This window comes from Burkholderia sp. CpTa8-5 (assembly GCF_017815045.1).
GTDB classification, from domain to species: domain Bacteria; phylum Pseudomonadota; class Gammaproteobacteria; order Burkholderiales; family Burkholderiaceae; genus Burkholderia; species Burkholderia sola.
This window is the reverse complement of the sequence record NZ_JAGIQD010000048.1, coordinates 1-19649: the sequence shown is the minus strand read 5'-3', so window position 1 is coordinate 19649 and position 19649 is coordinate 1. Positions and strand designations below refer to the sequence as shown.

Annotated in this window: 19 protein-coding genes; 7 read left to right on the top strand and 12 right to left on the bottom strand. The window is 68.8% G+C overall.

Annotated elements, in window-relative coordinates; all coding sequences use genetic code 11:
* Positions 1-4: 4 nt before the first annotated feature.
* The 4 genes from glmU to J8I35_RS33635 form a co-directional block, all read right to left on the bottom strand.
* Positions 5-1366 carry a bifunctional UDP-N-acetylglucosamine diphosphorylase/glucosamine-1-phosphate N-acetyltransferase GlmU gene (gene glmU / locus J8I35_RS33650; protein ID WP_124651953.1) on the bottom strand — a complete coding sequence of 454 codons (1362 nt, stop codon included), beginning with the start codon at positions 1364-1366 and terminating at the stop codon, positions 5-7.
* Positions 1367-1502: 136 nt separating this feature from the next.
* Positions 1503-2498 (bottom strand): tRNA 2-thiocytidine(32) synthetase TtcA, encoded by a 996-nt coding sequence (gene ttcA / locus J8I35_RS33645; protein ID WP_050014299.1) that lies wholly within the window; start codon positions 2496-2498, stop codon positions 1503-1505.
* Complete coding sequence (locus J8I35_RS33640; RefSeq protein ID WP_027785625.1) at positions 2495-2899, bottom strand: dihydroneopterin aldolase; 405 nt, start codon at positions 2897-2899, stop codon at positions 2495-2497. The genes ttcA and J8I35_RS33640 overlap by 4 nt, the downstream gene beginning before the upstream one ends.
* A 75-nt stretch (positions 2900-2974) precedes the next feature.
* Positions 2975-3718, bottom strand: coding sequence for an SDR family oxidoreductase (locus J8I35_RS33635; RefSeq protein ID WP_050014300.1), 744 nt, complete (start codon positions 3716-3718; stop codon positions 2975-2977).
* 13 nt (positions 3719-3731) lie between these two features.
* On the opposite strand from J8I35_RS33635, the gene J8I35_RS33630 reads away from it, so the two are divergent.
* Both J8I35_RS33630 and J8I35_RS33625 read left to right on the top strand, forming a co-directional pair.
* Complete coding sequence (locus J8I35_RS33630; protein ID WP_176017035.1) at positions 3732-4922, top strand: class I SAM-dependent methyltransferase; 1191 nt, start codon at positions 3732-3734, stop codon at positions 4920-4922.
* A gap of 12 nt (positions 4923-4934) precedes the next feature.
* The gene (locus J8I35_RS33625; protein WP_021163761.1) at positions 4935-5129 is read left to right on the top strand and encodes a DUF2905 domain-containing protein; all 195 of its coding nucleotides are present in this window, start codon (positions 4935-4937) and stop codon (positions 5127-5129) included.
* Between the two features lie 22 nt (positions 5130-5151).
* Here J8I35_RS33625 and J8I35_RS33620 read toward each other — a convergent pair whose 3' ends face one another.
* From J8I35_RS33620 to J8I35_RS33595, 6 genes are all read right to left on the bottom strand, one after another.
* Positions 5152-5373 (bottom strand): hypothetical protein, encoded by a 222-nt coding sequence (locus tag J8I35_RS33620; protein WP_027785622.1) that lies wholly within the window; start codon positions 5371-5373, stop codon positions 5152-5154.
* 119 nt (positions 5374-5492) lie between these two features.
* Positions 5493-6401 (bottom strand): carbohydrate kinase, encoded by a 909-nt coding sequence (locus J8I35_RS33615; protein WP_089488882.1) that lies wholly within the window; start codon positions 6399-6401, stop codon positions 5493-5495.
* A complete protein-coding gene (locus J8I35_RS33610; protein WP_124593483.1) occupies positions 6398-7678 on the bottom strand; it encodes an AGE family epimerase/isomerase in 1281 nt (426 codons plus the stop codon). The genes J8I35_RS33615 and J8I35_RS33610 overlap by 4 nt, the downstream gene beginning before the upstream one ends.
* On the bottom strand, positions 7675-8694 hold the full coding sequence (locus J8I35_RS33605; RefSeq protein WP_050014304.1) for a LacI family DNA-binding transcriptional regulator: 1020 nt from the start codon (positions 8692-8694) through the stop codon (positions 7675-7677). The genes J8I35_RS33610 and J8I35_RS33605 overlap by 4 nt, the downstream gene beginning before the upstream one ends.
* A gap of 383 nt (positions 8695-9077) precedes the next feature.
* Positions 9078-10922 (bottom strand): EAL domain-containing protein, encoded by a 1845-nt coding sequence (locus tag J8I35_RS33600; RefSeq protein WP_209929324.1) that lies wholly within the window; start codon positions 10920-10922, stop codon positions 9078-9080.
* A gap of 186 nt (positions 10923-11108) precedes the next feature.
* Complete coding sequence (locus tag J8I35_RS33595) at positions 11109-12140, bottom strand: bile acid:sodium symporter family protein (protein WP_209929323.1); 1032 nt, start codon at positions 12138-12140, stop codon at positions 11109-11111.
* 345 nt (positions 12141-12485) lie between these two features.
* Between J8I35_RS33595 and J8I35_RS33590 the strand changes: the two genes are divergently transcribed.
* The 3 genes from J8I35_RS33590 (at position 12486) to J8I35_RS33580 (ending at position 15558) form a co-directional block, all read left to right on the top strand.
* Positions 12486-12977, top strand: coding sequence for a peptide-binding protein (locus tag J8I35_RS33590; RefSeq protein ID WP_124639869.1), 492 nt, complete (start codon positions 12486-12488; stop codon positions 12975-12977).
* Between the two features lie 345 nt (positions 12978-13322).
* On the top strand, positions 13323-14399 hold the full coding sequence (locus J8I35_RS33585; protein ID WP_011546370.1) for a porin: 1077 nt from the start codon (positions 13323-13325) through the stop codon (positions 14397-14399).
* A 196-nt stretch (positions 14400-14595) separates the two neighbouring features.
* Positions 14596-15558 (top strand): LysR family transcriptional regulator, encoded by a 963-nt coding sequence (locus J8I35_RS33580; protein WP_050014309.1) that lies wholly within the window; start codon positions 14596-14598, stop codon positions 15556-15558.
* A gap of 117 nt (positions 15559-15675) precedes the next feature.
* Here the strand turns inward: J8I35_RS33580 and J8I35_RS33575 are convergent, their stop codons facing one another.
* Complete coding sequence (locus J8I35_RS33575) at positions 15676-16635, bottom strand: nitronate monooxygenase family protein (RefSeq protein WP_209929322.1); 960 nt, start codon at positions 16633-16635, stop codon at positions 15676-15678.
* Between the two features lie 239 nt (positions 16636-16874).
* Between J8I35_RS33575 and J8I35_RS33570 the strand changes: the two genes are divergently transcribed.
* Positions 16875-17771 carry an alpha/beta hydrolase gene (locus J8I35_RS33570; RefSeq protein WP_209929321.1) on the top strand — a complete coding sequence of 299 codons (897 nt, stop codon included), beginning with the start codon at positions 16875-16877 and terminating at the stop codon, positions 17769-17771.
* 49 nt (positions 17772-17820) lie between these two features.
* Here the strand turns inward: J8I35_RS33570 and J8I35_RS33565 are convergent, their stop codons facing one another.
* Positions 17821-18312: an Lrp/AsnC family transcriptional regulator gene (locus J8I35_RS33565; RefSeq protein WP_050014344.1), complete on the bottom strand. Its 492-nt coding sequence runs from the start codon at positions 18310-18312 to the stop codon at positions 17821-17823.
* A gap of 112 nt (positions 18313-18424) precedes the next feature.
* Between J8I35_RS33565 and J8I35_RS33560 the strand changes: the two genes are divergently transcribed.
* Positions 18425-19327 (top strand): DMT family transporter, encoded by a 903-nt coding sequence (locus J8I35_RS33560; RefSeq protein WP_069620148.1) that lies wholly within the window; start codon positions 18425-18427, stop codon positions 19325-19327.
* The last annotated feature ends 322 nt before the right edge of the window (positions 19328-19649 follow it).

Genomic DNA, 19649 nt, shown 5'->3' with positions numbered 1-19649 from the left:
TGGTTCAGCTCTTTTTCTTGACCGGGCGGACGTAGCCGCTCTTCGCGGTCTGCGTCTTCTCGTTCAACGCGAGGACGCCTTCGGCGACGTCCTTCCAGATCGTCGTGCCGGCCGCGATCGTCACGCCGCGGCCGACGCGCACGGGCGCGACCAGCTGCGTGTCGGAGCCGACGAACACGTCGTCCTCGATCACGGTGCGGAACTTGTTCGCGCCGTCGTAGTTGCAGGTGATCGTGCCGGCGCCGATGTTCACGCGCGCGCCGATGTCGGCGTCGCCGATGTACGTGAGGTGGTTCGCCTTCGAGCCGTGGCCGATCACCGCGTTCTTCACCTCGACGAAGTTGCCGACGTGCGCTTCGTCCGCGAGCTGCGCGCCCGGGCGCAGCCGCGCGTACGGGCCGATCACGGTGTGCGCGCCCAGCACGGCGCCGTCGATGTGCGTGAACGCGTCGATGCGCGTACCCGCGCCGATCGATGCGTTGCGGATCACGCAGTTCGCGCCGATCGTCACATCGTCGGCGAGCGTCACGTTGCCTTCGAACACGCAGTTCACGTCGATCGACACGTCGCGGCCGCAGCGCAGCGTGCCGCGCACGTCGACGCGCGCCGGATCGGCGAGCGTGACGCCGTCGACGAGCAGCGCATCGGCGACGTTGCGCTGATGGATGCGTTCGAGTTCCGCGAGCTGCGCCTTGCTGTTCACGCCGAGCGTTTCCCACTCGTCGTCGGGCTGCGACGTGACGACCTCGAAGCCGGCCTCGATCGCGAGTTCGACGACGTCGGTCAGGTAGTACTCGCCCTGCGCGTTTTCGTTCTTCAGCGCGCCGAGCCACATCGACAGCTGGGCCGTCGGCGTGACGATGATGCCGGTGTTGATCTCGGCGATCCGCAGCTCGTCCGGCGACGCATCCTTCTGCTCCACGATGCGCGTGACGAAGCCGGCCGCGTCGCGCACGATGCGGCCGTAACCGGTCGGGTCGTCGAGCGTGACGGTCAGGATCCCGTAGCGGCCGTCGTGCGCGGCGTCGACGAGACGCCGCAGCGTCGACGCGCGCGTGAGCGGCACGTCGCCGTACAGCACGAGCGTCGGTTGCGCGGGATCGAGGAGCGGCAGCGCCTGGCGCACCGCGTGGCCGGTGCCGAGCTGCTCGGCCTGCACCGCGAACTGGACGTCGGGCGCGGCGACGGCCGCCTGGACCTGCTCGGCGCCGTGGCCGACGACGACGACGAGCCGGGACGGCTGCAGCGTGCGCGCGGTGTCGATGACGTGGGAGAGGAGCGGCCTGCCGGCCAGGGGGTGAAGCACTTTCGGCAGCGCGGAACGCATGCGCTTGCCGGTGCCTGCCGCCAAAATCACGATATTCATGGCGCGCGCTTGGGTCAGGGAGTTCGAAGCCGTCCATTTTAGCATGCGGCCCTTGTCGCTCCGGGCCTGTCGCGGCGCGGCGACACCGCCGAAACGACGCCGTTGGCGCCGGTTTCGGCGGGTGTTCGGTCCCTGCTTAGAGGTCGTCGAACTGGACGATCGAGATCGGTCGGGCCGCGATCGGTTTGCCGGCGCCCGGCGCCGTCGCGTCGTCGCCCGATGCGCACGGCTCCTCGTCGAACGCGATGTCGCCTTGCGGGTCGGCTTCGCCCGTCGCGCGCAGCGACTGGAACGGGTACAGCGTCGTGTCCATCAGGTGCGACGGCACGACCTTTGCGAGCGCGTTGAACATGTTGTCGACGCGGCCCGGGAAGCGCTTGTCCCAGTCGCGGATCAGCGCCTTCATTTCCGCGCGCTTCAGGTTCGGCTGGCTGCCGCACAGGTTGCACGGGATGATCGGGAATTCGCGCAGCTCCGCGTATTTCTCGAGATCGGTTTCCTTCACGTACGCGAGCGGGCGGATCACGATGTTCTTGCCGTCGTCCGACTGCAGCTTCGGCGGCATTCCCTTCAGCTTGCCGCCGTAGAACATGTTCAGCAGCAGCGTCTGCACGATGTCGTCGCGGTGATGGCCGAGCGCGATCTTGGTCGCGCCGAGCTCGCCGGCCACGCGGTACAGGATCCCGCGGCGCAGCCGCGAGCACAGCGAGCAGGTCGTCTTGCCTTCCGGCACGAGCCGCTTGACGATGCTGTAGGTGTCCTGGTTCTCGATGTGGAACGGCACGCCGACCTGCTTCAGGTATTCGGGCAGCACGTGCTCGGGGAAGCCCGGCTGCTTCTGGTCGAGGTTCACCGCGACGATGTCGAAGTCGATCGGCGCGCGCTCGCGCAGGCGCAGCAGCACGTCGAGCATCGCGTAGCTGTCCTTGCCGCCCGACAGGCACACCATCACCTTGTCGCCCTGCTCGATCATGTTGTAGTCGCCGATCGCCTGGCCGACCTGGCGCACGATCCGCTTGAACAGCTTGTTGTTCTCGTACGCTTCCTTCTGCTCGCGGCGCGTCAGCGCGGGGCGGCCGGTGTCGGCGGTCGTGGCGTCGGCCGCCGTGTCGTTCATGTGGGGGGCGTTCATGCGCGCTCCTCGTCCTTGATGCGAAAGACTTCGACGCCGACGGCGTCGCAGTCCGGATAGGCGTCCGGTTTCTCGGTACGGACGCGTACCGCGCGCACGGCGTCGTGCGCCAGCAGGTGCGCGGCGATCGAATCGCACAGCGTTTCCTGCAGGTGAATGTGGCCGCGCGCGAGGCACTGCGCGACGCTCTGCTTCATCAGGTCGTAGTCGACGACTTCATGCAGCCGGTCGTCGACGGGCGTCGACTGCGCAAGCGGCACGAACAGGTCGACGTTGATGACGACGCGCTGCTCGCCGCGCTTCTCGTGTTCGAAGGCCCCGATGTTGATGTGCACCTCGTAGTCGCGCAGGTAGAGCCTGCGGCAATCCGCGAGGCGGGGGTGCAGGAGAGCGGAAAACATGGTCGTCCCAGTCAAATTGGCGTGCGCGCACGCAAAGCGGCGCGGACGGCGGCGGTCAGGCCGCGCCCGCGCGGTTCATTCATTCGGGCCGGCGGCCGGCGGCACCAGGTGCTCGCCGCCGTCGACGGTCAGCGTCGCGCCCGTCACGCCGGGCGCGCTCGCGAGATAGCAGGCGGCCGCCGCGATGTCGTCCGCGTGCGGCGCGTGGCCGCGCACGAGCGCCGCGACCCGCACCTTCGGCGCGAGCGCCAGCGCGAGCGCCGACGTCGCGCGGTTCAACGCGGCCTGCATCAGCGCGTGCGACAGCTGCGCCGGCGCCGGGTGAAACAGGGCCTGATCCAGTACGTGGATCGCGCATGCGCGCAGCGTTTCGTCGTTGCGCGCGGCGTCGGGCGTCGCGTCGGCGAGCGCGCGGGCCAGCGCGAGCGGCGCCGTCACGTTGCGCGCGAGCGCGGCAGCCAGCGACGCAGCGTCCACCGTGTGCGCGTCGTCGGCGCCGGCGCTGGCGCTGACGAACACCGCACATGCGGGCCGGCCGAGCGCTTCGCCGCACGCGGCGACGAGGCCCGCGGCATCGGCTTCCACGGCCAGATCGGCGTCGAGCACGACCCCGCGGCGGCCGAGCGCCGCGACTTCGGCGACGAGCGCGTCGGCGGCCGCGCGCGGCGCGCGTTGGCTGCGCTGCAGCGCGACGTCCCAGCCGCGGCGGGCGAAACCCGTCGCGAGCGCGCGGCCGATCGACGCGGCGTCCGCCGCGCTGCCCACGGCGCCCGTGACGAGCACCACGCGTGGGGTCGACGTATCGGCTGAAACGGTCATTTACAATGCCGGGATGAACCCGAAAGCTCACGAACCCGCTAGTTTACCTGCTCCCGGCCCTGACGCGCTCGCGCAGTCCGAAACCCTCGCCGCGCAACTGCGCGACGAGATCGCGGCGGCCGGCGGCTGGCTGCCGTTCGACCGCTTCATGGAACGCGCGCTGTATGCGCCGGGCCTCGGTTATTACAGCGGCGGCGCGCGCAAGTTCGGGCGCCGCGCCGACGATGGCAGCGACTTCGTCACCGCGCCCGAGCTGTCGCCGCTGTTCGCGCAGACGCTCGCGAACCCCATCGCCGAAGCGCTCGCGGCGAGCGGCACGCGCCGCGTGATGGAATTCGGCGCCGGCACCGGCAAGCTCGCGGCCGGGCTGCTCGCGGCGCTCGATGCGTCGGGCGTCGAACTCGACGAATACCTGATCGTCGACCTGTCCGGCGAGCTGCGCGAACGGCAGCGCGACACGATCGAAGCCGCGGTGCCGGCGCTGACCGCGAAGGTGCGCTGGCTCGACGCGCTGCCCGAGCGGTTCGACGGCGTCGTGGTCGGCAACGAGGTGCTCGATGCGATGCCGGTGCGCCTCTTCGCGAAGGTGGACGGCGCGTGGCGCGAGCGCGGCGTCGCGCTTGACGCGCGGCACGCGTTCGTGTTCGACGACCGGCCGGTCGGCGCCGCCGGCCTGCCGGCGGTGCTCGCGACGCTCGACGTCGGCGACGGCTACGTGACCGAAACGCACGAGGCCGCGCTCGCGTTCACGCGCACCGTCTGCACGATGCTTGCGCGCGGTGCGGTGCTGCTGGTCGACTACGGTTTTCCCGCGCACGAGTACTACCACCCGCAGCGCGACCGCGGCACGCTGATGTGCCACTACCGTCACCACGCGCACGACGACCCGTTCGTGTACCCGGGCCTGCAGGACATTACCGCGCACGTCGAATTCACCGGCATCTACGACGCGGGCGTCGCGACCGGCGCCGATCTGCTCGGCTACACGTCGCAGGCGCGCTTCCTGTTGAACGCAGGCGTCACCGACGCGCTGGCCGCGATCGATCCGTCCGACGTCCGCGCGTTCCTGCCGGCCGCGAACGCGGTGCAGAAGCTGATCTCGGAAGCCGAGATGGGCGAGCTGTTCAAGGTGATCGCGTTTTCGCGCGGGATCGACGGCACGCTCGACGCGTTCGCGCGCGGCGACCGCTCGCACGCGCTTTGATTGGAACCCGACATGCTCCGCTGGCTATTGACGACGTTCGTCGCGGTGATGATCCTGACGCGCTGCTGGCCGTGGCTCGGCAAGCTCGGGATCGGGCGGATGCCGGGCGACGTCACGCTGACGCTCGGCGGGCGGCGCTACCCGTTCCCGTTCATGTCGACGCTGGTGCTGACAATGCTGGTATCGATGGTGGCGCGGCTGCTCTGAGCCGCGCCGAAAAAGGGGCGCGTCACAGCTCGATCTCGCCGAGGATCCGGTGCGCGAGCGCCTTCGCCTCGTCGAACGCTTCTTCCTCGCTGGGGCTCGTCGAGTGGACGTCGTAGCGCATGTTCTCGGTGTCGTCCCCGTCGTCGCGCGCGAGGATCACGTAACCCTGGAACTGCCCGTTGCCCGCATGCTGGGTATGCGCTTTGGCCGTGTAGATGCCTTTCGTGAACGTGTTCGTGTCCATCGTGCTCTCCCGCAAAAAGGACGCTTCATCGTAGCACTGCGGCGCAGCATCGTGAACGCGGTTTATCGGTGACCGATCAGAGACCGGTCACCTGCTTGCGTCGTTCCTTCAACGTCCGTTCAACCTTCGAGCAGCGCGACGACCTCGTCGAGCGTCGGCGCGTGCGCGCCCGTGTGCCGGCACGCGGCGGCGCCGGCCGCGAGCGCGAACGCGAGATGTTCGCGCCAGCCGCGCTGCGGCGCGGCCATCAGGCTGAACAGCAGGCCGCCGATCGACGCGTCGCCCGCGCCGACGGTGTCGGCCACCTCGACGCGCGGCGGGCTGGCCTCGTGCACGTCGCCGTCCGCGTAGAGCGTCGCCGCCTGCGCGCCGCGCGTGACGAGCACGGCCGCCCGCGGGTTCAGCGCGCGCACCGCCGCGATCGCGTCGGGGCCGTCGCCGCCGAAGAGGTGCCGCAGGTCTTCGTCGGACACCTTGATCAGGTCGGCGAGCGCGGCCATCTTCTCCAGCGTCGGCCGGAACGCGGCCGTCATCAGGTTCCGGTAGTTCGGATCGAAGCTGATCTTCACGCCGCGTGCGTGCAGGTCGGCTGCGAGTGCGGCCAGCGTGCCCGCGAGCGGTTCGCGCACGAGGCTGATGCAGCCGAAATGCGCCCATTGCACGTGCTCGGTCCAGCCGGCCGGCAGCCGCGCCGGATCGAACGCGAGATCGGCGCTCGCTTCGCCGATGAAGAAGTATGCGGGCGGCCGCGTCTCGTGGACGATCGCGAGCAGCGGCGGCCGCGCGACGCGCTGCAGGAAGCGCAGGTCGAGCCCGGCCGCTTCGCTCGTGCGCCACAGCACGTCGGAGAAGCAGTCTTCGCCGATCGACCCGGCGAGCGCGCTCGGTAGGCCGAGCCGCGCGACCGCGCGCGCGACGTTCCAGCCGGCGCCGCCCGGCACCGACGTCCACTGCGCGTCGCCCGCGCGCACCATGTCGGTCAGGATGTCGCCCGCCGACACGAAAGCCGGAAACGTGCCGCCGCTCATTGCGTCGGCTCGCTGCGTTGCAGGCGCGCGAGGGTCGCGAGCACGTCGTAGCAGGCGCCCATCGTGTGATAGTCGGTCTTGCCGGCCGGGCTCTTCTCGTCGCTGTACTTGCGGTTGTCGCAGGTGAGGATCCGGTACCACGCGCCGTAGCGGTGATCGACGAAATGCGCCCAGCTGTAGCGCCAGATCTCGTCGTACCAGTCCCAGAAGCGCTCGCTGCCGGTGCGCGCGCCGAGCATCGCGGCCGCCGCGAAGGTTTCCGCCTGCACCCAGAAATACTTGTTGTGGTCGCAGATCGTGAAGTCGGGGCCGAAGCCGTAGCAGAGGCCGCCGTGATCGGTGTCCCACGCGTGCGTGAGCGCCGCGTCGAACAGCTCGGCCGCGCGCGGCGCGAGCCAGTCGAGCGGACGGTGCCGCTCGAGGATCAGCAGCAGCTTCGCCCATTCGGTCTGGTGCCCGGGCTGGAAGCCCCACGGACGGAAGATGTTCGAGCTGTCTTCCTTGTTGTAGTCCCAGTCGATCGACCAGTCCGCATGGTAGTGCTCCCATACGAGCCCGCCCGACAGCGCGGCCTGGCGCTGCGTGATGTGGGATGCGACCTTTTCCGCGCGATCGAGGTACGTCAGGTGGCCGGTCGCCTCGTACGCGGCGAGCAGCGCTTCCGTCATATGCATGTTCGCGTTCTGGCCGCGATACGTCGACACGTTCCAGTTCGGCGTCGCGTCGTCAGCGTACAGGCCCGCGGCCGCATCCCAGAAGCGGTGCTCGGCGAGCTCGTAGGTCGACGCGATCAGCGCCCGCGCTTCGTCGATGCCGGCCATCGTCGCGTGCGCGGCCGCGAGCAGCACGAACGCGAGCCCGTAGCAGTGGCGCGTGCCGTCGAGCGTCGCGTGCTTCGCGCCGTCGCGCCAGTCGAGTTCCCAGTCGTAGCCCTGCAGCGCGTCGTCCCAGTGCGCGTCGCGCAGGAAACGCAGCCCGTGGCGCGCGTAGTCGAGATGCCGCGGATCGCCGAAATGGCGGTACGCCATCGCGTAGTTGAAGACGAACCGGCAGGTGCTGACGAGGTGGCGCGACGTGCGGTTGTAGACGCTGCCGTCGTCGCGGAAGTAATGGTAGAAGCCGCCCGTCGGGTCGAATGCGTTCGTCGCGTAGAAGCGCAGCGTGTCTTCGATGTGCGACAGCAGGAACGACGGGTCGCGAAAGCTCGCGACGAACGGTGCCGCTTGCGCGTGGCTGGCCGGCGCGGCGGCGCGGGAGTGGACCGGGGGCATGTTCATGATTCTTGGACCGTGGCGGTATCGAATGCCGGGGAGCCGGCGGGCTGGCTGCTGGCCCGCACGATCAGCTCGACGGGCAGGGAGATCTCGGTGCGCTCGGGCGATTCCGCGAGCAGCAGTTCGACGCCGCGGCGGCCGAGCGCTTCCTTGTCGACCGCGAGCGTCGTGAGCGGCGGGTTCGCGTGCGCGGCGGCCGGGATGTCGTCGAAGCCGACGATCGCGATGTCGTCCGGAATCCGCAGGCCGCGCGCGATGCACACGCGCTGCGCGGCCAGCGCGGCCGCGTCGTTGTACGCGAACACGGCGTCGGGGCGCGGGCCGGGCGCGTCGAGCAGTTGCTCCATCGCACGCGAGGCACCCGTGTCGGGGTCGAGCCCCGCGTCGATCGTCACTTCGTACGCGGGATCGAACAGCCGCCCGGCTTCGAAGAACGCCCGCCGGTAGCCGATCGCACGCTGCGCGATGCTGTAGTGCGCGGCCGAGCCGCCGATGAAGGCGATCCGCGAGCGGCCGGTGGCGAGCAGGTGGCGCATCGCGAGCGCCGCGCCCGTCGCGTTGTCGATGTTGACCGAGCGTAAGCCGGGCGCCCACAGGTCGATCAGCACGAGCGGCCGGCCGGTGGCGGCGAGCGCCTCGATCGTCTCGGGCTCGATGAAGCCGGCGACCGCGATCGCGTCGGGCGCATGCGGGCGCATCTGGCGCAGCACGTCGTCGTTCGGGCCGACCGTGAGCAACGTCGGCACGATGCCGCGCTCGCGGCACGCGTCCTCGACGCCGTGCAGCACATGCGAGAAGAACGGGCTCGCGGGAAAGCGGTTGTGCTGGCGGTGCAGCAGGAAGGTGAGCCGGCGGATGCGCGGCCGCAGCTGGGCGGGATCGTAGCCGAGCTGCCGCGCGATCTCGACGATGCGCGCGCGCGTGGCTTCGGACAGGCCGGGCTGGTTTTTCAGCGCGCGGGAGACGGTGCCGATCGAGACCTCAGCCGCCCGCGCCACGTCGCGAATGGTCGTACCCATCGTTCGGGGTCCGGTTTGTTTAGGGTGGAGGCGATTGTATAGTAAAACATCTCGCGGAATTCGGGCCGGATAACCGGGGAATACCCGCAAATAACGGGTTTTTAGGCGCTAATCTGCGAAAACACTGTTACTAAAAATACTAAACAAAACGCGAAAAAGGCAAGGTGGGTGTGCGGGTGTCCGTCGGTGCCGACGGAGCGCCGAAAAAGAGCCGCCAGGAACAGCCGGACTGCGGGACGAGGCGCGTGTGAGGGCGGGCCGCGCCGTGGCCCGCGACGAGCGGTGCGGTTGCGCGACAGCCGAACCGTGCGCGCCGGCCGGGCATCGGTGCCGCCGCACGGTGCGCGGGCGCTTTCCGTGCGCCCCCGACACCTGCCCGCCGTTCAGCCCGCCGCCATCGCCACGGCCGGCGGTTCGCCGCGATCGCGCAGCGCGGCGCGGCCGGCATCGAGATCGACGACCGCGAGCCCGTCCGGCTGCTGCTTCGCCCGCCGCTTCGCGAGCGCCGCGACCGACGCGATCTCGTCGCTGCCGTAGCGCTTTGCGCCGTGCGCGCCGGCCGGCACGCCGACCGCGCCGATCGCCATCGTCACGAACCCGAAGAACGCCGGATTGCCGTGGCGGTCCTCGCCGCGCAGCCCGCCCGCCTGGCGGTCGGCCTGCGTATAGAAGCGCTGCGCGCCGTCGTTGAAGCGCGCGATCGCGTCGGCGGCGCGCTCGCGCCAGTCGTCGCGCTGGAACAGCACGAGGAAATCGTCGCCGCCGACGTGGCCCAGAAAGTCGCGCTGCGGATCGCACACGCCGGCCAGCACCGTCGCGGCGAACTTCAGCACTTCGTCGCCCTGCCAGTAGCCGTACTGGTCGTTGAACGGCTTGAACTGGTTCAGGTCGACGTAGCACGCGTGAAAGCCGGCGTCGCGCTGGAGCAGGCGGTCGATGTGCGCGCTGATCGGGATGTTGCCGGGCAGGAACGTCAGCGGATTCGCGTAGCGCGCGGCCTCGATGCGCATCTCGGTCACCGTGCGCACGAGGCTCTCGCCAGTGCCGAGCCCGACATAGCGGCCGTGTTCGGTGATCACGAAGCCGTCCGCGAGATAGCGCTGGTCGTGACGCGCGAGCAGCGTCGCGAGCTGCTCGAACGTGGTTGCGTTGTCGATCATCAGCGGCGCATCGTTCGCGAACTGCAGGCACGGCTTTTTCCCGAACACCTCGCGGTGATACGGCAGCGCGAAACGGTCGATGAAGCCGCGGCGATTGACGAGCGCGACGGGCCGCCCGCGCTCGACGAGCGCGACCGCGTGCAGATCGGGCATCCGGTTGAACAGGTCGAGCACGTCGTTGCTGGTCGCGTCGCGCGGCAGCGCCGGCGCGGGCACGAGCATCTTCCCGGCGATCGTGCCGGCCGGCCGCACCGCGCGCGTCACGCCGGGAAACACCGCGATGTGCGGCGCGCGGATCGCGTCGCGCGCGGCCGGCGCGACGACCGGCGACGGCTGCGCGTGCGGCCGGCCGAGCAGGAAGCCCTGCACGCAGCAGATGCCCATGTCGCGCACGACGATCAGGTCGCATTCGTTCTCGATGCCTTCCGCGATCAGCTTCGCGCCGCTCGCCTGCGCGAAGTGCTGCATCGCCTTCACGGCCTCGAACTTGAGCGGGTCGTGCGCGATGTCGTGGATGAAGAAGCGGTCGATCTTCACGACGTCCGGGTGCAGGCGCAGCCACAGGTTCATGCTCGCGTTCGCGGTGCCGTAGTCGTCGAGCGCGAACTGGATGCCGGCGTCGCGCAGCGTCGCGACCGCCGGCCCGATGTCCGCGAGATCGGGAATCGCGTTCTGCTCGGTGAGCTCGATCACGATGCGTTCGGCGCCGATCCGCGCGCGACCGAGGAACTGGCGTGCGCGCTCGCGTTCGCTGGCGAGCGTGAGGATCGTGCCCGCGCTGAAATTGAGGAACAGCTTGCCGTCGCAGCCGAGCGCCGCGAACGCGTCGAGGCAGGTGAGCGCGGCGGCCCGTTCGAGCGCGATGGTTTCGCCTTCGCGCGCGGCCTGCGCGAACAGCGCGGCGGGCGGCTCGAGGTCGGTGCCGCGCGGGCCGCGGATCAGCCCTTCGTAACCGACGACCGTTCCCGATCCGAGGTCGACGATCGGCTGGAACACGGCGGCGAGCGCGCGCTCCGCGATCAGGCGCGTGGTGCGGGGGGCGGCGGAATCGGAGGAGGGCGCGGGCATGGGCGAGGGCAGCCGAATCGACGGGACGATCGGCTTAACGGCACCGCTCGCGGAGAATTGAATGAAGATTTTGTGACGCGACGGGCGTTGCCGGTGCATCGAGCCGGACGCGCATCGGGGTGGGGAGCTGGAACGGGAAGCGGAAGGCGGAAGGCGGCCAGCGACAGCCATCGCCCCCCGCGCGCGTCAGCGCTTGCCCGCGCTCAGCGCGCCGGACCTGGCTGCCGTGTCGCCTTCGTCGCGCTCGCCGCTCGTGTCGCGCGCGCCCCAGCGCTGCGCGAGCGCCGCGCACGCCATCAGCTGGATCTGGTGGAACAGCATCAGCGGCAGCACGATCGCGCCGACCGCGTTCGCCGAGAAGATCACCTTCGCCATCGGCACGCCGGCCGCGAGGCTTTTCTTCGATCCGCAGAAGATGATCGTGATCTGGTCGGCGCGGTGGAAGCCGAGCCGCTTGCTGACGAACGCGGTCAGCAGCAGCGCGATCGCGAGCAGCACGAGATTGACGACGAGCAGGCCGCCGAGCGCGCGCGGCGGAATCTGGTGCCACAGCCCCTCGTTGACCGCCTCGCTGAACGCGACGTAGACGACCAGCAGGATCGAGCCCTGGTCGACGAAGCGCAGCACGCCGCGATTGCGGTCGATCCAGCCGCCGATCGCGGGCCGCAGCAACTGACCGGCGATGAACGGCACGAGCAGCTGCATCACGATGCTGCCGACGGTGCTCCACGGCGACGCGGTCGCGGCCGACTGCGACGTGATCATCAGCCCGACGAGCGCCGGCGTGACGAAGATCCCGAGCAGGCTCGACGCCGATGCCGCGCACACGGCGGCCGGCACGTTGCCCTTCGCGATCGACGTGAACGCGATCGACGACTGGACCGTCGACGGCAGCGTGCACAGGAACAGCACGCCCGCATACAGCGTCGGCGTGACGAGCGGCTGCAGCACCGGTTTCAGCGCGAGGCCGAGCAGCGGGAACAGCGCGAACGTGCTGAGCAGCACGACCGCGTGCAGCCGCCAGTGGGTCGCGCCGGCGATCACGGCTTCGCGCGACAGTTTCGCGCCGTGCAGGAAAAACAGCAGGCCGACGGCGATGTTGGTCGCCCAGTTGAACGCATGGGCGGCCGGGCCGCGGCACGGCAGCAGGCTCGCGAGCACGACGGTGCCGACGAGCGCGAGCGTGAAGTTGTCGGGGAGAAAACGGGGACGGGCCATCGGGAACTCGATTCGGAAACGGCGAAGCGCGCGTCGCGCGCGCGGATCGCGTTATTGTCCCGGTTGGCGATTCACCAAACAAATTCATTGTGCGAATCGATTGATGAATCGATTGCATGCAATGAGGGCCGCCGCGTCGACCCGGCCACGCGCGAAACCGCAGAAGAATGTTCTGCCGCGATCGCGTGCCGAAGCGAAAAAACCTAGCAGTAACATGGTGTTACACCGATGCCGGCGACATAACACTTTTTGGCTCGACACACTTTCCGCCCGCTCATAAATTACTGCTGAAAGCCTTGGGTCGGCCGAAAGGAACCGACGGTGGGCGTCGATGGGCACGGAACGATGACGGAACGGGTGAAACGGAAGATCGGACGATGGGTGGCAGGCGTGCTCGGCGCGCTGCTGATGCCGCTCGCGCTGGCCCAGCCGCCCCATGGCGGTCACGGGTTCGGTGGCCACGGCTTCGGCGGCGGCGACATGCGCGCGTACGCTCAGCCGGCCGGCGGCCCCGGCGGCGGTCCGGTCTGGCGTCGCGTTGCGCCGCCTGCCGGCGTGCGTCCCGGCGGCGTGAGCGGCGCCGGCTCCCGCTGGGGGCTGCGCCCGACGCCGTCCTACGGCCATTACGCCGCGCAAAGCCCGTATCGGCCGATCAGCGCCGAGGTCCGCCAGATGCCGCGCCCGCCGGGCGGCGGCAACGTCCCGCTGCGGGCCGGCTCGATCCGCGCCGACGTCGCCCGCTACAACGAGGAGCGCGGCGGTCGCCCGATGCCGCCGCCCCGCTCGCAGGAAGAGCCTGCGCACTCGCCTTCTTTCTCCCCGTTCTACCGAAACTGAGCGCCCCCGCGCACGCCCCCTTGCCGGCTGATGCGAATTCGCCACAGTCGCGCGCAGATTTCCGCTGATTTTCCCGCCGCATTGCGCTATCTTTCGCGCCCGGTACGCGCATGCCGCGCCGCCGCCCGCCGGTGCGACCGCATTCGCGCCGGGCCGCCGCCGTGCATCCGGCCATGGATACATCCCGCGAAGTTAATGCCGGCGCTATACCCGCAATAAGTGTGCGCAATTTTGACCGGACGAATGATCCGTAAAGATGGCTGCGCCCCATACGACGCAAGCACTCGGCTCCAAACAACAACGCTCGCGCCACTTATCGACTATCCGACAAAACCTGGAGATCCCATGAAAGCATTCGCCCGCCGTGCGTCGCGCACGTCCGTCAAGCTGATCGCCGCAGCCGCCTGCGTGGCGGCCGCCGCACCCGTCCATGCGCAGTCGAGCGTCTCGCTCTACGGGCAGGTTGACGAATGGGTCGGCGCCACCAAGTTCCCGGGCGGCGATCGTGCGTGGAACGTGTCGGGCGGCGGGATGTCGACGTCGTACTGGGGCCTGCACGGCGCCGAGGATCTCGGCGACGGCTACAAGGCGATCTTCACGCTGGAGAGCTTCTTCCGCGCGCAGAACGGCCAGTACGGCCGCTTCCAGGGCGACACGTTCTTCGCGCGCAACGCGTACGTCGGCATCAGCTCGCCGTACGGCACGGTGACGGCAGGCCGCCTGACGACGCACCTGTTCCTGTCGACGATCCTGTTCAACCCGTTCTACGACTCGTACACCTTCTCGCCGATGGTGTACCACGTGTTCCTCGGCCTCGGCACGTTCCCGACCTATCCGAGCGACCAGGGCGCCGTCGGCGATTCGGGCTGGAACAACGCGGTGGGATACACGTCGCCTTCGTTCGGTGGGCTGAATTTCGGCGCGATGTACGCACTCGGCAACCAGGCCGGCGACAACCGCTCGAAGAAGTGGAGCGCGCAGTTCAACTACGCGAACGGCCCGTTCGCGGCGACCGCCGTGTATCAGTACGTGAACTTCAACAACGGCCCGCAGGACCTGAGCGCGCTCGTGACCGGCATGAAGAGCCAGGGCATCGCGCTGGTCGGCGCGACCTACGACCTGAAGCTCGTGAAGCTGTTCGGCCAGTACATGTATACGAAGAACGACCAGGTCGCGGGCAGCTGGCACGTGAACACCGCGCAGGGCGGCGTGTCGGTGCCGATCGGCGTGGGCAACGCGATGGCGTCGTATGCGTACTCGCGCGACGCGGGCGGCCTCGACCAGACGCGCCAGACCTGGGCCGTCGGCTACGACTATCCGCTGTCCAAGCGCACCGACGTCTACGCGGCCTACATGAACGACCACATCAGCGGCCTGTCGACCGGCAACACGTTCGGCGCAGGCATTCGCGCGAAATTCTGACGCACGCGCGCGACCGGTGTGCCGGCCGCGCGCGCGAATTGCGCGTGCCGGCTGCATGTTTTCCCGTCCGTCGTTTCCGGCCCGAAGCGGCGCCGCCACCCGCGGCGCCGTTTTGCCTTTCTTGACCTTTATGTCTGCCCGCCTTTGTTACCCTATCTCGTAATTGGTTGATTCCCCGGGATTGCGAGCTAGTTCGATGGATACCCTCGTCAGCATGAATGTGTTTCGCTACGTCGTCGAAGTGGGCAGCTTCGTCGGCGCGGCGGAGCGCATGCAGATGTCGGCGGCGATGGCGAGCAAGCACGTGATGCACCTCGAGCAGCAGCTCGGCGCGCGGTTGCTGCATCGCACGACACGACGCGTCGCGCCGACCGAGGCGGGACGCGAATACTATGAGCGCCTCGTGCAGGCGCTGTCCGAACTCGACGAAGCCGGCCAGGCCGTCGGCGCCGCGAGCGTGGTGCCGCAAGGCAGGCTGCGCGTGACGTCGCTGTCCGCGTTCGGGCTGCGGCACGTGATGCAGGCCGTCACCGATTATGCGGGCCGGTTCCCGGACGTGACCGTCGACATGACGCTGTCCGATCGCGTGGTCGACCTGATCGAGGAAGGCTATGACGTCGCGGTGCGCGCGGCGCCGAACGGATTGAAATCGTCGTCGCTGGTCGCACGCCAGATCGCGACCGCGCACATCCTGCTGGTCGCGTCGCCCGAGTATCTCGACAAGCGCGGCACGCCGCAGACGATCGCCGATCTCGCGAACCACAACTACCTGCGGCGCGATTCGAATTCGACGATGCTCGATTCGCTGGTGATCGACGCGGCCGCCGCGTCGCGCGTGAGCCTGAACGGCAACCTGATCGTGAACCATCTCGAAGGGCTGCGCGCGGCCGTGCTCGCCGGCGCGGGCATCGCGCTGCTCGGCACCGAAGTGGTCGGCGACGACATCGAATCGGGCCGGCTCGTGCCGGTGCTGCTCGATTCGGTGCCGCCGCACGAGGCACCGATCTATGCGGTGTACGCGAGCCGTCGCCACGTGTCCGCGAAGGTGCGCTCTTTCGTCGATTTCCTGGCCGCGCGTTTCGAAGGGCAGTCGTTGTGCCCGTCGATCGAATCGCACCTGCGCGTGCTGCCGATCACGCGGATGAAGCGCGCGGTCTGAGCCGCGTCGTCCGCCGCGGCGGGGCAATGAAAAAGCGCGAACCGGTTGCCGGTTCGCGCTTTTCGTTTGGCTCGCCGACGCTCGCGTCGAGGGCGGCCGCGACGGCCGCCGCATCCGTCAGCGCGGGATGCCGAGCCGCGTCTTCGCGTCGTCGTACTCGCGCTTGAGCCGCTCGACGAGCGCACCCACGCTCGGCAGGTCGTCCACCAGGCCGACGCCCTGGCCGGCGCCCCAGATGTCCTTCCACGCCTTCGTCTTGTCGCTGCCGAAATTCATCTTGGTCTTGTCCGATTCCGGCAGCGCGTCCGGATCGAGGCCGGCCTTCTCGATGCTCTCGCGGATGTAGTTGCCGTGCACGCCCGTGAAGAGGTTCGTGTAGATGATGTCCGACGATTTCGCGTTCAGGATCGCGTGCTTGTAGTCGTCGATCGCGTGCGCTTCCTGCGTCGCGATGAAACGCGTGCCCATGTACGCGAAGTCCGCGCCCATCGCCTGCGCGGCGAGGATCGAGCCGCCGTTCGCGATCGAGCCGGACAGCACGATCGGGCCGTCGAAGATCTTGCGGACTTCGCCGACCAGCGCGAACGGCGACGTCGTGCCCGCGTGGCCGCCGGCGCCGGCCGCGACGAGGATCAGCCCGTCGACGCCCGCTTCGAGCGCCTTCTGCGCGTGGCGCAGGTTGATCACGTCGTGCAGCACGATGCCGCCGTAGCCGTGCACCGCGTCGACGATCTCGCGCGCCGGCGCGCGCAGGCTCGTGATGAAGATCGGCACCTTGTGCTCGACGCACACGCGCACGTCGTGCTCGAGCCGCGCGTTCGACTGGTGGACGATCTGGTTGACCGCGATCGGGCCGATCACCGCATCGGGATGTTTCGCCTTGTGGTCGGCGAGTTCCGCCTGGATCTGCGTGAGCCACTCGTCCAGTCGTTCGGCCGGACGCGCATTGAGCGCGGGGAACGAACCGACGATGCCCGCCTTGCATTGCGCTAGCACGAGTTCGGGGTAGCTGACGATGAACATCGGCGACGCGATGACGGGCAGCGTCAGGTTTTGCAGGACGGTGGGCAATGCCATGTGATGTCTCCAGTCTCCGGGGGCGTTGCGGTCGGACGATGATTCGAGTGTAGCGGCGGAATGCGTTCGTTCATATTAATACGAACGGTCGTGCGATTCTACGCGAGCTTAACAAACTCCGCGGTGTGCCGGCAATCGAGTGAGTGTTCTCTTTCTACGCTTTCGCGTGCTTACGCCGCTGTGAAGATGCGCCGGCGCTCATAAAATAGCCGCCATAACAAACCAACGAGAAACAAACCATGTCGTTTGAGGCGTTTGCACCGTTTCGCGTGACGGTGCAGGACACCGACATTTTCGGTGTCAAAGGAGGCGCGGGTCCGCCGCTGTTGTTGCTGCACGGCCATCCGCAGACCCACATGATCTGGCATCGCGTCGCCGCGACGCTCGCGAATCACTTCACGGTGATCGCCACCGACCTGCGCGGCTACGGCGCATCGGGCCGGCCGCCGAGCGACGCGCGGCACGCGCCGTATTCGAAACGCGCGATGGCGGCGGACCAGGTCGCCGTGATGCGGCATTTCGGCTTCGCGCAGTTCCACGTGTGCGCGCACGATCGCGGCGCGCGGGTCGCGCACCGGCTCGCGCTCGATCACGCGGAGGCCGTCGAGCGGATGATGCTGCTCGACATCGCGCCGACGCTCGCGATGTACGAGAAAACCGATCGCGCGTTCGCGACCGCGTATTTCCACTGGTTCTTCCTGATCCAGCCCGAGCCGCTGCCCGAGACGCTGATCGGCGCGCACACCGATGCGTACGTCGAGCGCGTGATGGGCAACCGGTCGGCCGGGCTGGCGCCATTCGCGCCCGAGGCGCTCGACGCGTACCGGGCGGCGCTCGCGCGGCCGGGCGCCGTGCATGCGATGTGCGAGGACTATCGCGCATCGGCGACGATCGATCTCGAGCACGATCGTGCGGACCTCGAACGCGGCAACAAGATCGCGTGCCCGCTGCGCGTGCTGTGGGGCGAGCACGGCGTCGTCGGCCGCTGCTTCGATCCGCTCGACGAGTGGCGTCGCGTCGCGCGCGACGTCAGCGGCCGCGCGCTCGACTGCGGGCACTACATTCCGGAAGAGGCGCCCGTCGCGCTGATCGACGAACTGCTCGCATTCTTCGACGCGCGGGACGCGGCCGCGTGACGGGCTGGGCGGCGCGCGCCGCCGGCGGCCCGATGGTGCGCGCCGCGGCTCAGCGGTGCGCGTGGTCGTCCTCGACGAGCGGCGGCAGGCGGCGCGGCACGGGCGTCGATTTCACGATCGCGGTGCTCGTCTCCGCGCGCTCCGTCACCTTCGACAGGATGTCGTCGAGGTGCTCGATCGTGCGCAGGTAGAGCCGGCAGATGAAGCAGTCGTCGCCGGTGACCTTGTCGCATTCGACGAATTCGGGAATCCGCCGCAGCAACTCCTCGACCAGATGCAGTTGGCCCGGCAGCGGCTTCACGCGGACGATCGCCTGCAGCGTGTAGCCGAGCGCACGCGGGTCGAGCTCGACGGTGAACGCGGCGATCACGCCTTGTGCTTCCAGCCGGCGCACGCGGTCGGCCGTCGCGGGTGCCGACAGCCCGATCTGCCGCGCGAGTTCGCTGGTCGCGATGCGGGCGTCGTCGGCCAGCGCGGCGACGATTGCACGGTCGGTCGCGTCGAGCGACGCGACGGCGGGCGGGGAAAGGCGTTTCGGCATGATCGCTTTGCTTTCGAAGGTCAATCGGCTGATTCACTTCAGTTTAGCCGTGGTTTCGACGAAAGCAAGTTTCTAGAATCGAACTCATCCAAGCTCTTCAACGGAGTTCCTGATGGCCTCGAATGAAATTCGCCGCGGCGCCGCCGAGATGATCGTCGCGATGCTGATGTCCGGCACGATCGGCTGGCTCGTGATGTCGTCGCAGCAGCCGCTGACCAATGTCGTGTTCTTCCGCTGCGTGTTCGGCACGGCGACGCTCGCGATCGTCTGCGCGGCGTTCGGCTTCCTGCGCCGCTCGCTGTTCTCGCCGCGGATGCTCGTGCTCACGACGCTCGGCAGCCTCGCGATCGTCGCGAACTGGCTGCTGCTGTTCGCCGCGTATTCGCGCGCGTCGATCTCGATGGCGACCGCCGTCTACAACACGCAGCCGTTCATGCTCGTCGCGCTCGGCGCCATCGTGTTCCGCGAGCGGATCACCGCGTCGACGCTCGCGTGGCTCGCGCTCGCATTCGCCGGGCTCGTGTTCGTGGTGCGCGTCGAACCGGCCGTGCTCGCGGTGCCCGGCGAATACCTGGAAGGGGTCGCGCTGTCGCTCGGCGCGGCGTTCCTGTACGCGATCTCGTCGATCATCACGAAGCACCTGAAGGGCACGCCGCCGCATCTGCTCGCGCTGCTGCAGGTCGGCCTCGGCATCCTGCTGCTCGCGCCGTTCGCGCACTTCGACACGTTGCCGGCGACGGCCGGGCAATGGGCCGACCTGATCGTGCTCGGCATCGTCAACACGGGGCTGATGTACGTGCTGCTGTACGGCGCGGTCCAGAAGCTGCCGACCGCGATGACGGGCGCGCTGTCGTTCGTCTATCCGGTCGTCGCGATCGCCGTCGATCGCGTCGCGTTCGGGCAGACGCTCGCGTGGACGCAGGTATTCGGCGCGCTGTTGATCCTGCTCGCGGCGGCCGGCGTGAACCTCGGCTGGCGCATCGTGCCGGCCCGTCGCACGGCGGTCGGCAACTGAAACGGTCAGAGGATTCGGCGCGGCGGCGCGCTCACGCCGCGGCGCGTCGAATGCGCGTGTCGCGACTGAAGCGTGCCTGCGGAATGACGTCGCGCGGACGCCGTGCGCGTGCGCGAAAAGCGCTGTAAGAACTTGTAGGGAAACACCCGATGCGATGCGCCCGCGTCGCTCGTATGATGCGGGCTGTGACGTTGATCACGTTCACAGGATTCCGATCTCGATGCCGTTCGCCCGTGAGGCTGAACGGCTTTTTTTTGGTTCATCGCGGATTACCGGGGAACGCGGCGCGGATCTTGAGGAAGAAGTATTCCTCGTCGCGGTA

Coding starts and splice junctions, on each gene's coding strand:
- glmU (WP_124651953.1), bottom strand. CDS start 1,366: ATGAATATCGTGATTTTGGCGGCAGGCACCGGCAAGCGCATGCGTTCC.
- J8I35_RS33640 (WP_027785625.1), bottom strand. CDS start 2,899: ATGTTTTCCGCTCTCCTGCACCCCCGCCTCGCGGATTGCCGCAGGCTC.
- J8I35_RS33615 (WP_089488882.1), bottom strand. CDS start 6,401: ATGAGCGGCGGCACGTTTCCGGCTTTCGTGTCGGCGGGCGACATCCTG.
- J8I35_RS33595 (WP_209929323.1), bottom strand. CDS start 12,140: ATGGCCCGTCCCCGTTTTCTCCCCGACAACTTCACGCTCGCGCTCGTC.
- J8I35_RS33560 (WP_069620148.1), top strand. CDS start 18,425: ATGGCCTCGAATGAAATTCGCCGCGGCGCCGCCGAGATGATCGTCGCG.
- J8I35_RS33625 (WP_021163761.1), top strand. CDS start 4,935: ATGCTCCGCTGGCTATTGACGACGTTCGTCGCGGTGATGATCCTGACG.
- J8I35_RS33605 (WP_050014304.1), bottom strand. CDS start 8,694: ATGGGTACGACCATTCGCGACGTGGCGCGGGCGGCTGAGGTCTCGATC.
- J8I35_RS33590 (WP_124639869.1), top strand. CDS start 12,486: ATGACGGAACGGGTGAAACGGAAGATCGGACGATGGGTGGCAGGCGTG.
- J8I35_RS33580 (WP_050014309.1), top strand. CDS start 14,596: ATGGATACCCTCGTCAGCATGAATGTGTTTCGCTACGTCGTCGAAGTG.
- J8I35_RS33620 (WP_027785622.1), bottom strand. CDS start 5,373: ATGGACACGAACACGTTCACGAAAGGCATCTACACGGCCAAAGCGCAT.
- J8I35_RS33600 (WP_209929324.1), bottom strand. CDS start 10,922: ATGCCCGCGCCCTCCTCCGATTCCGCCGCCCCCCGCACCACGCGCCTG.
- J8I35_RS33570 (WP_209929321.1), top strand. CDS start 16,875: ATGTCGTTTGAGGCGTTTGCACCGTTTCGCGTGACGGTGCAGGACACC.
- J8I35_RS33630 (WP_176017035.1), top strand. CDS start 3,732: ATGAACCCGAAAGCTCACGAACCCGCTAGTTTACCTGCTCCCGGCCCT.
- J8I35_RS33635 (WP_050014300.1), bottom strand. CDS start 3,718: ATGACCGTTTCAGCCGATACGTCGACCCCACGCGTGGTGCTCGTCACG.
- J8I35_RS33585 (WP_011546370.1), top strand. CDS start 13,323: ATGAAAGCATTCGCCCGCCGTGCGTCGCGCACGTCCGTCAAGCTGATC.
- J8I35_RS33575 (WP_209929322.1), bottom strand. CDS start 16,635: ATGGCATTGCCCACCGTCCTGCAAAACCTGACGCTGCCCGTCATCGCG.
- ttcA (WP_050014299.1), bottom strand. CDS start 2,498: ATGAACGCCCCCCACATGAACGACACGGCGGCCGACGCCACGACCGCC.
- J8I35_RS33565 (WP_050014344.1), bottom strand. CDS start 18,312: ATGCCGAAACGCCTTTCCCCGCCCGCCGTCGCGTCGCTCGACGCGACC.
- J8I35_RS33610 (WP_124593483.1), bottom strand. CDS start 7,678: ATGAACATGCCCCCGGTCCACTCCCGCGCCGCCGCGCCGGCCAGCCAC.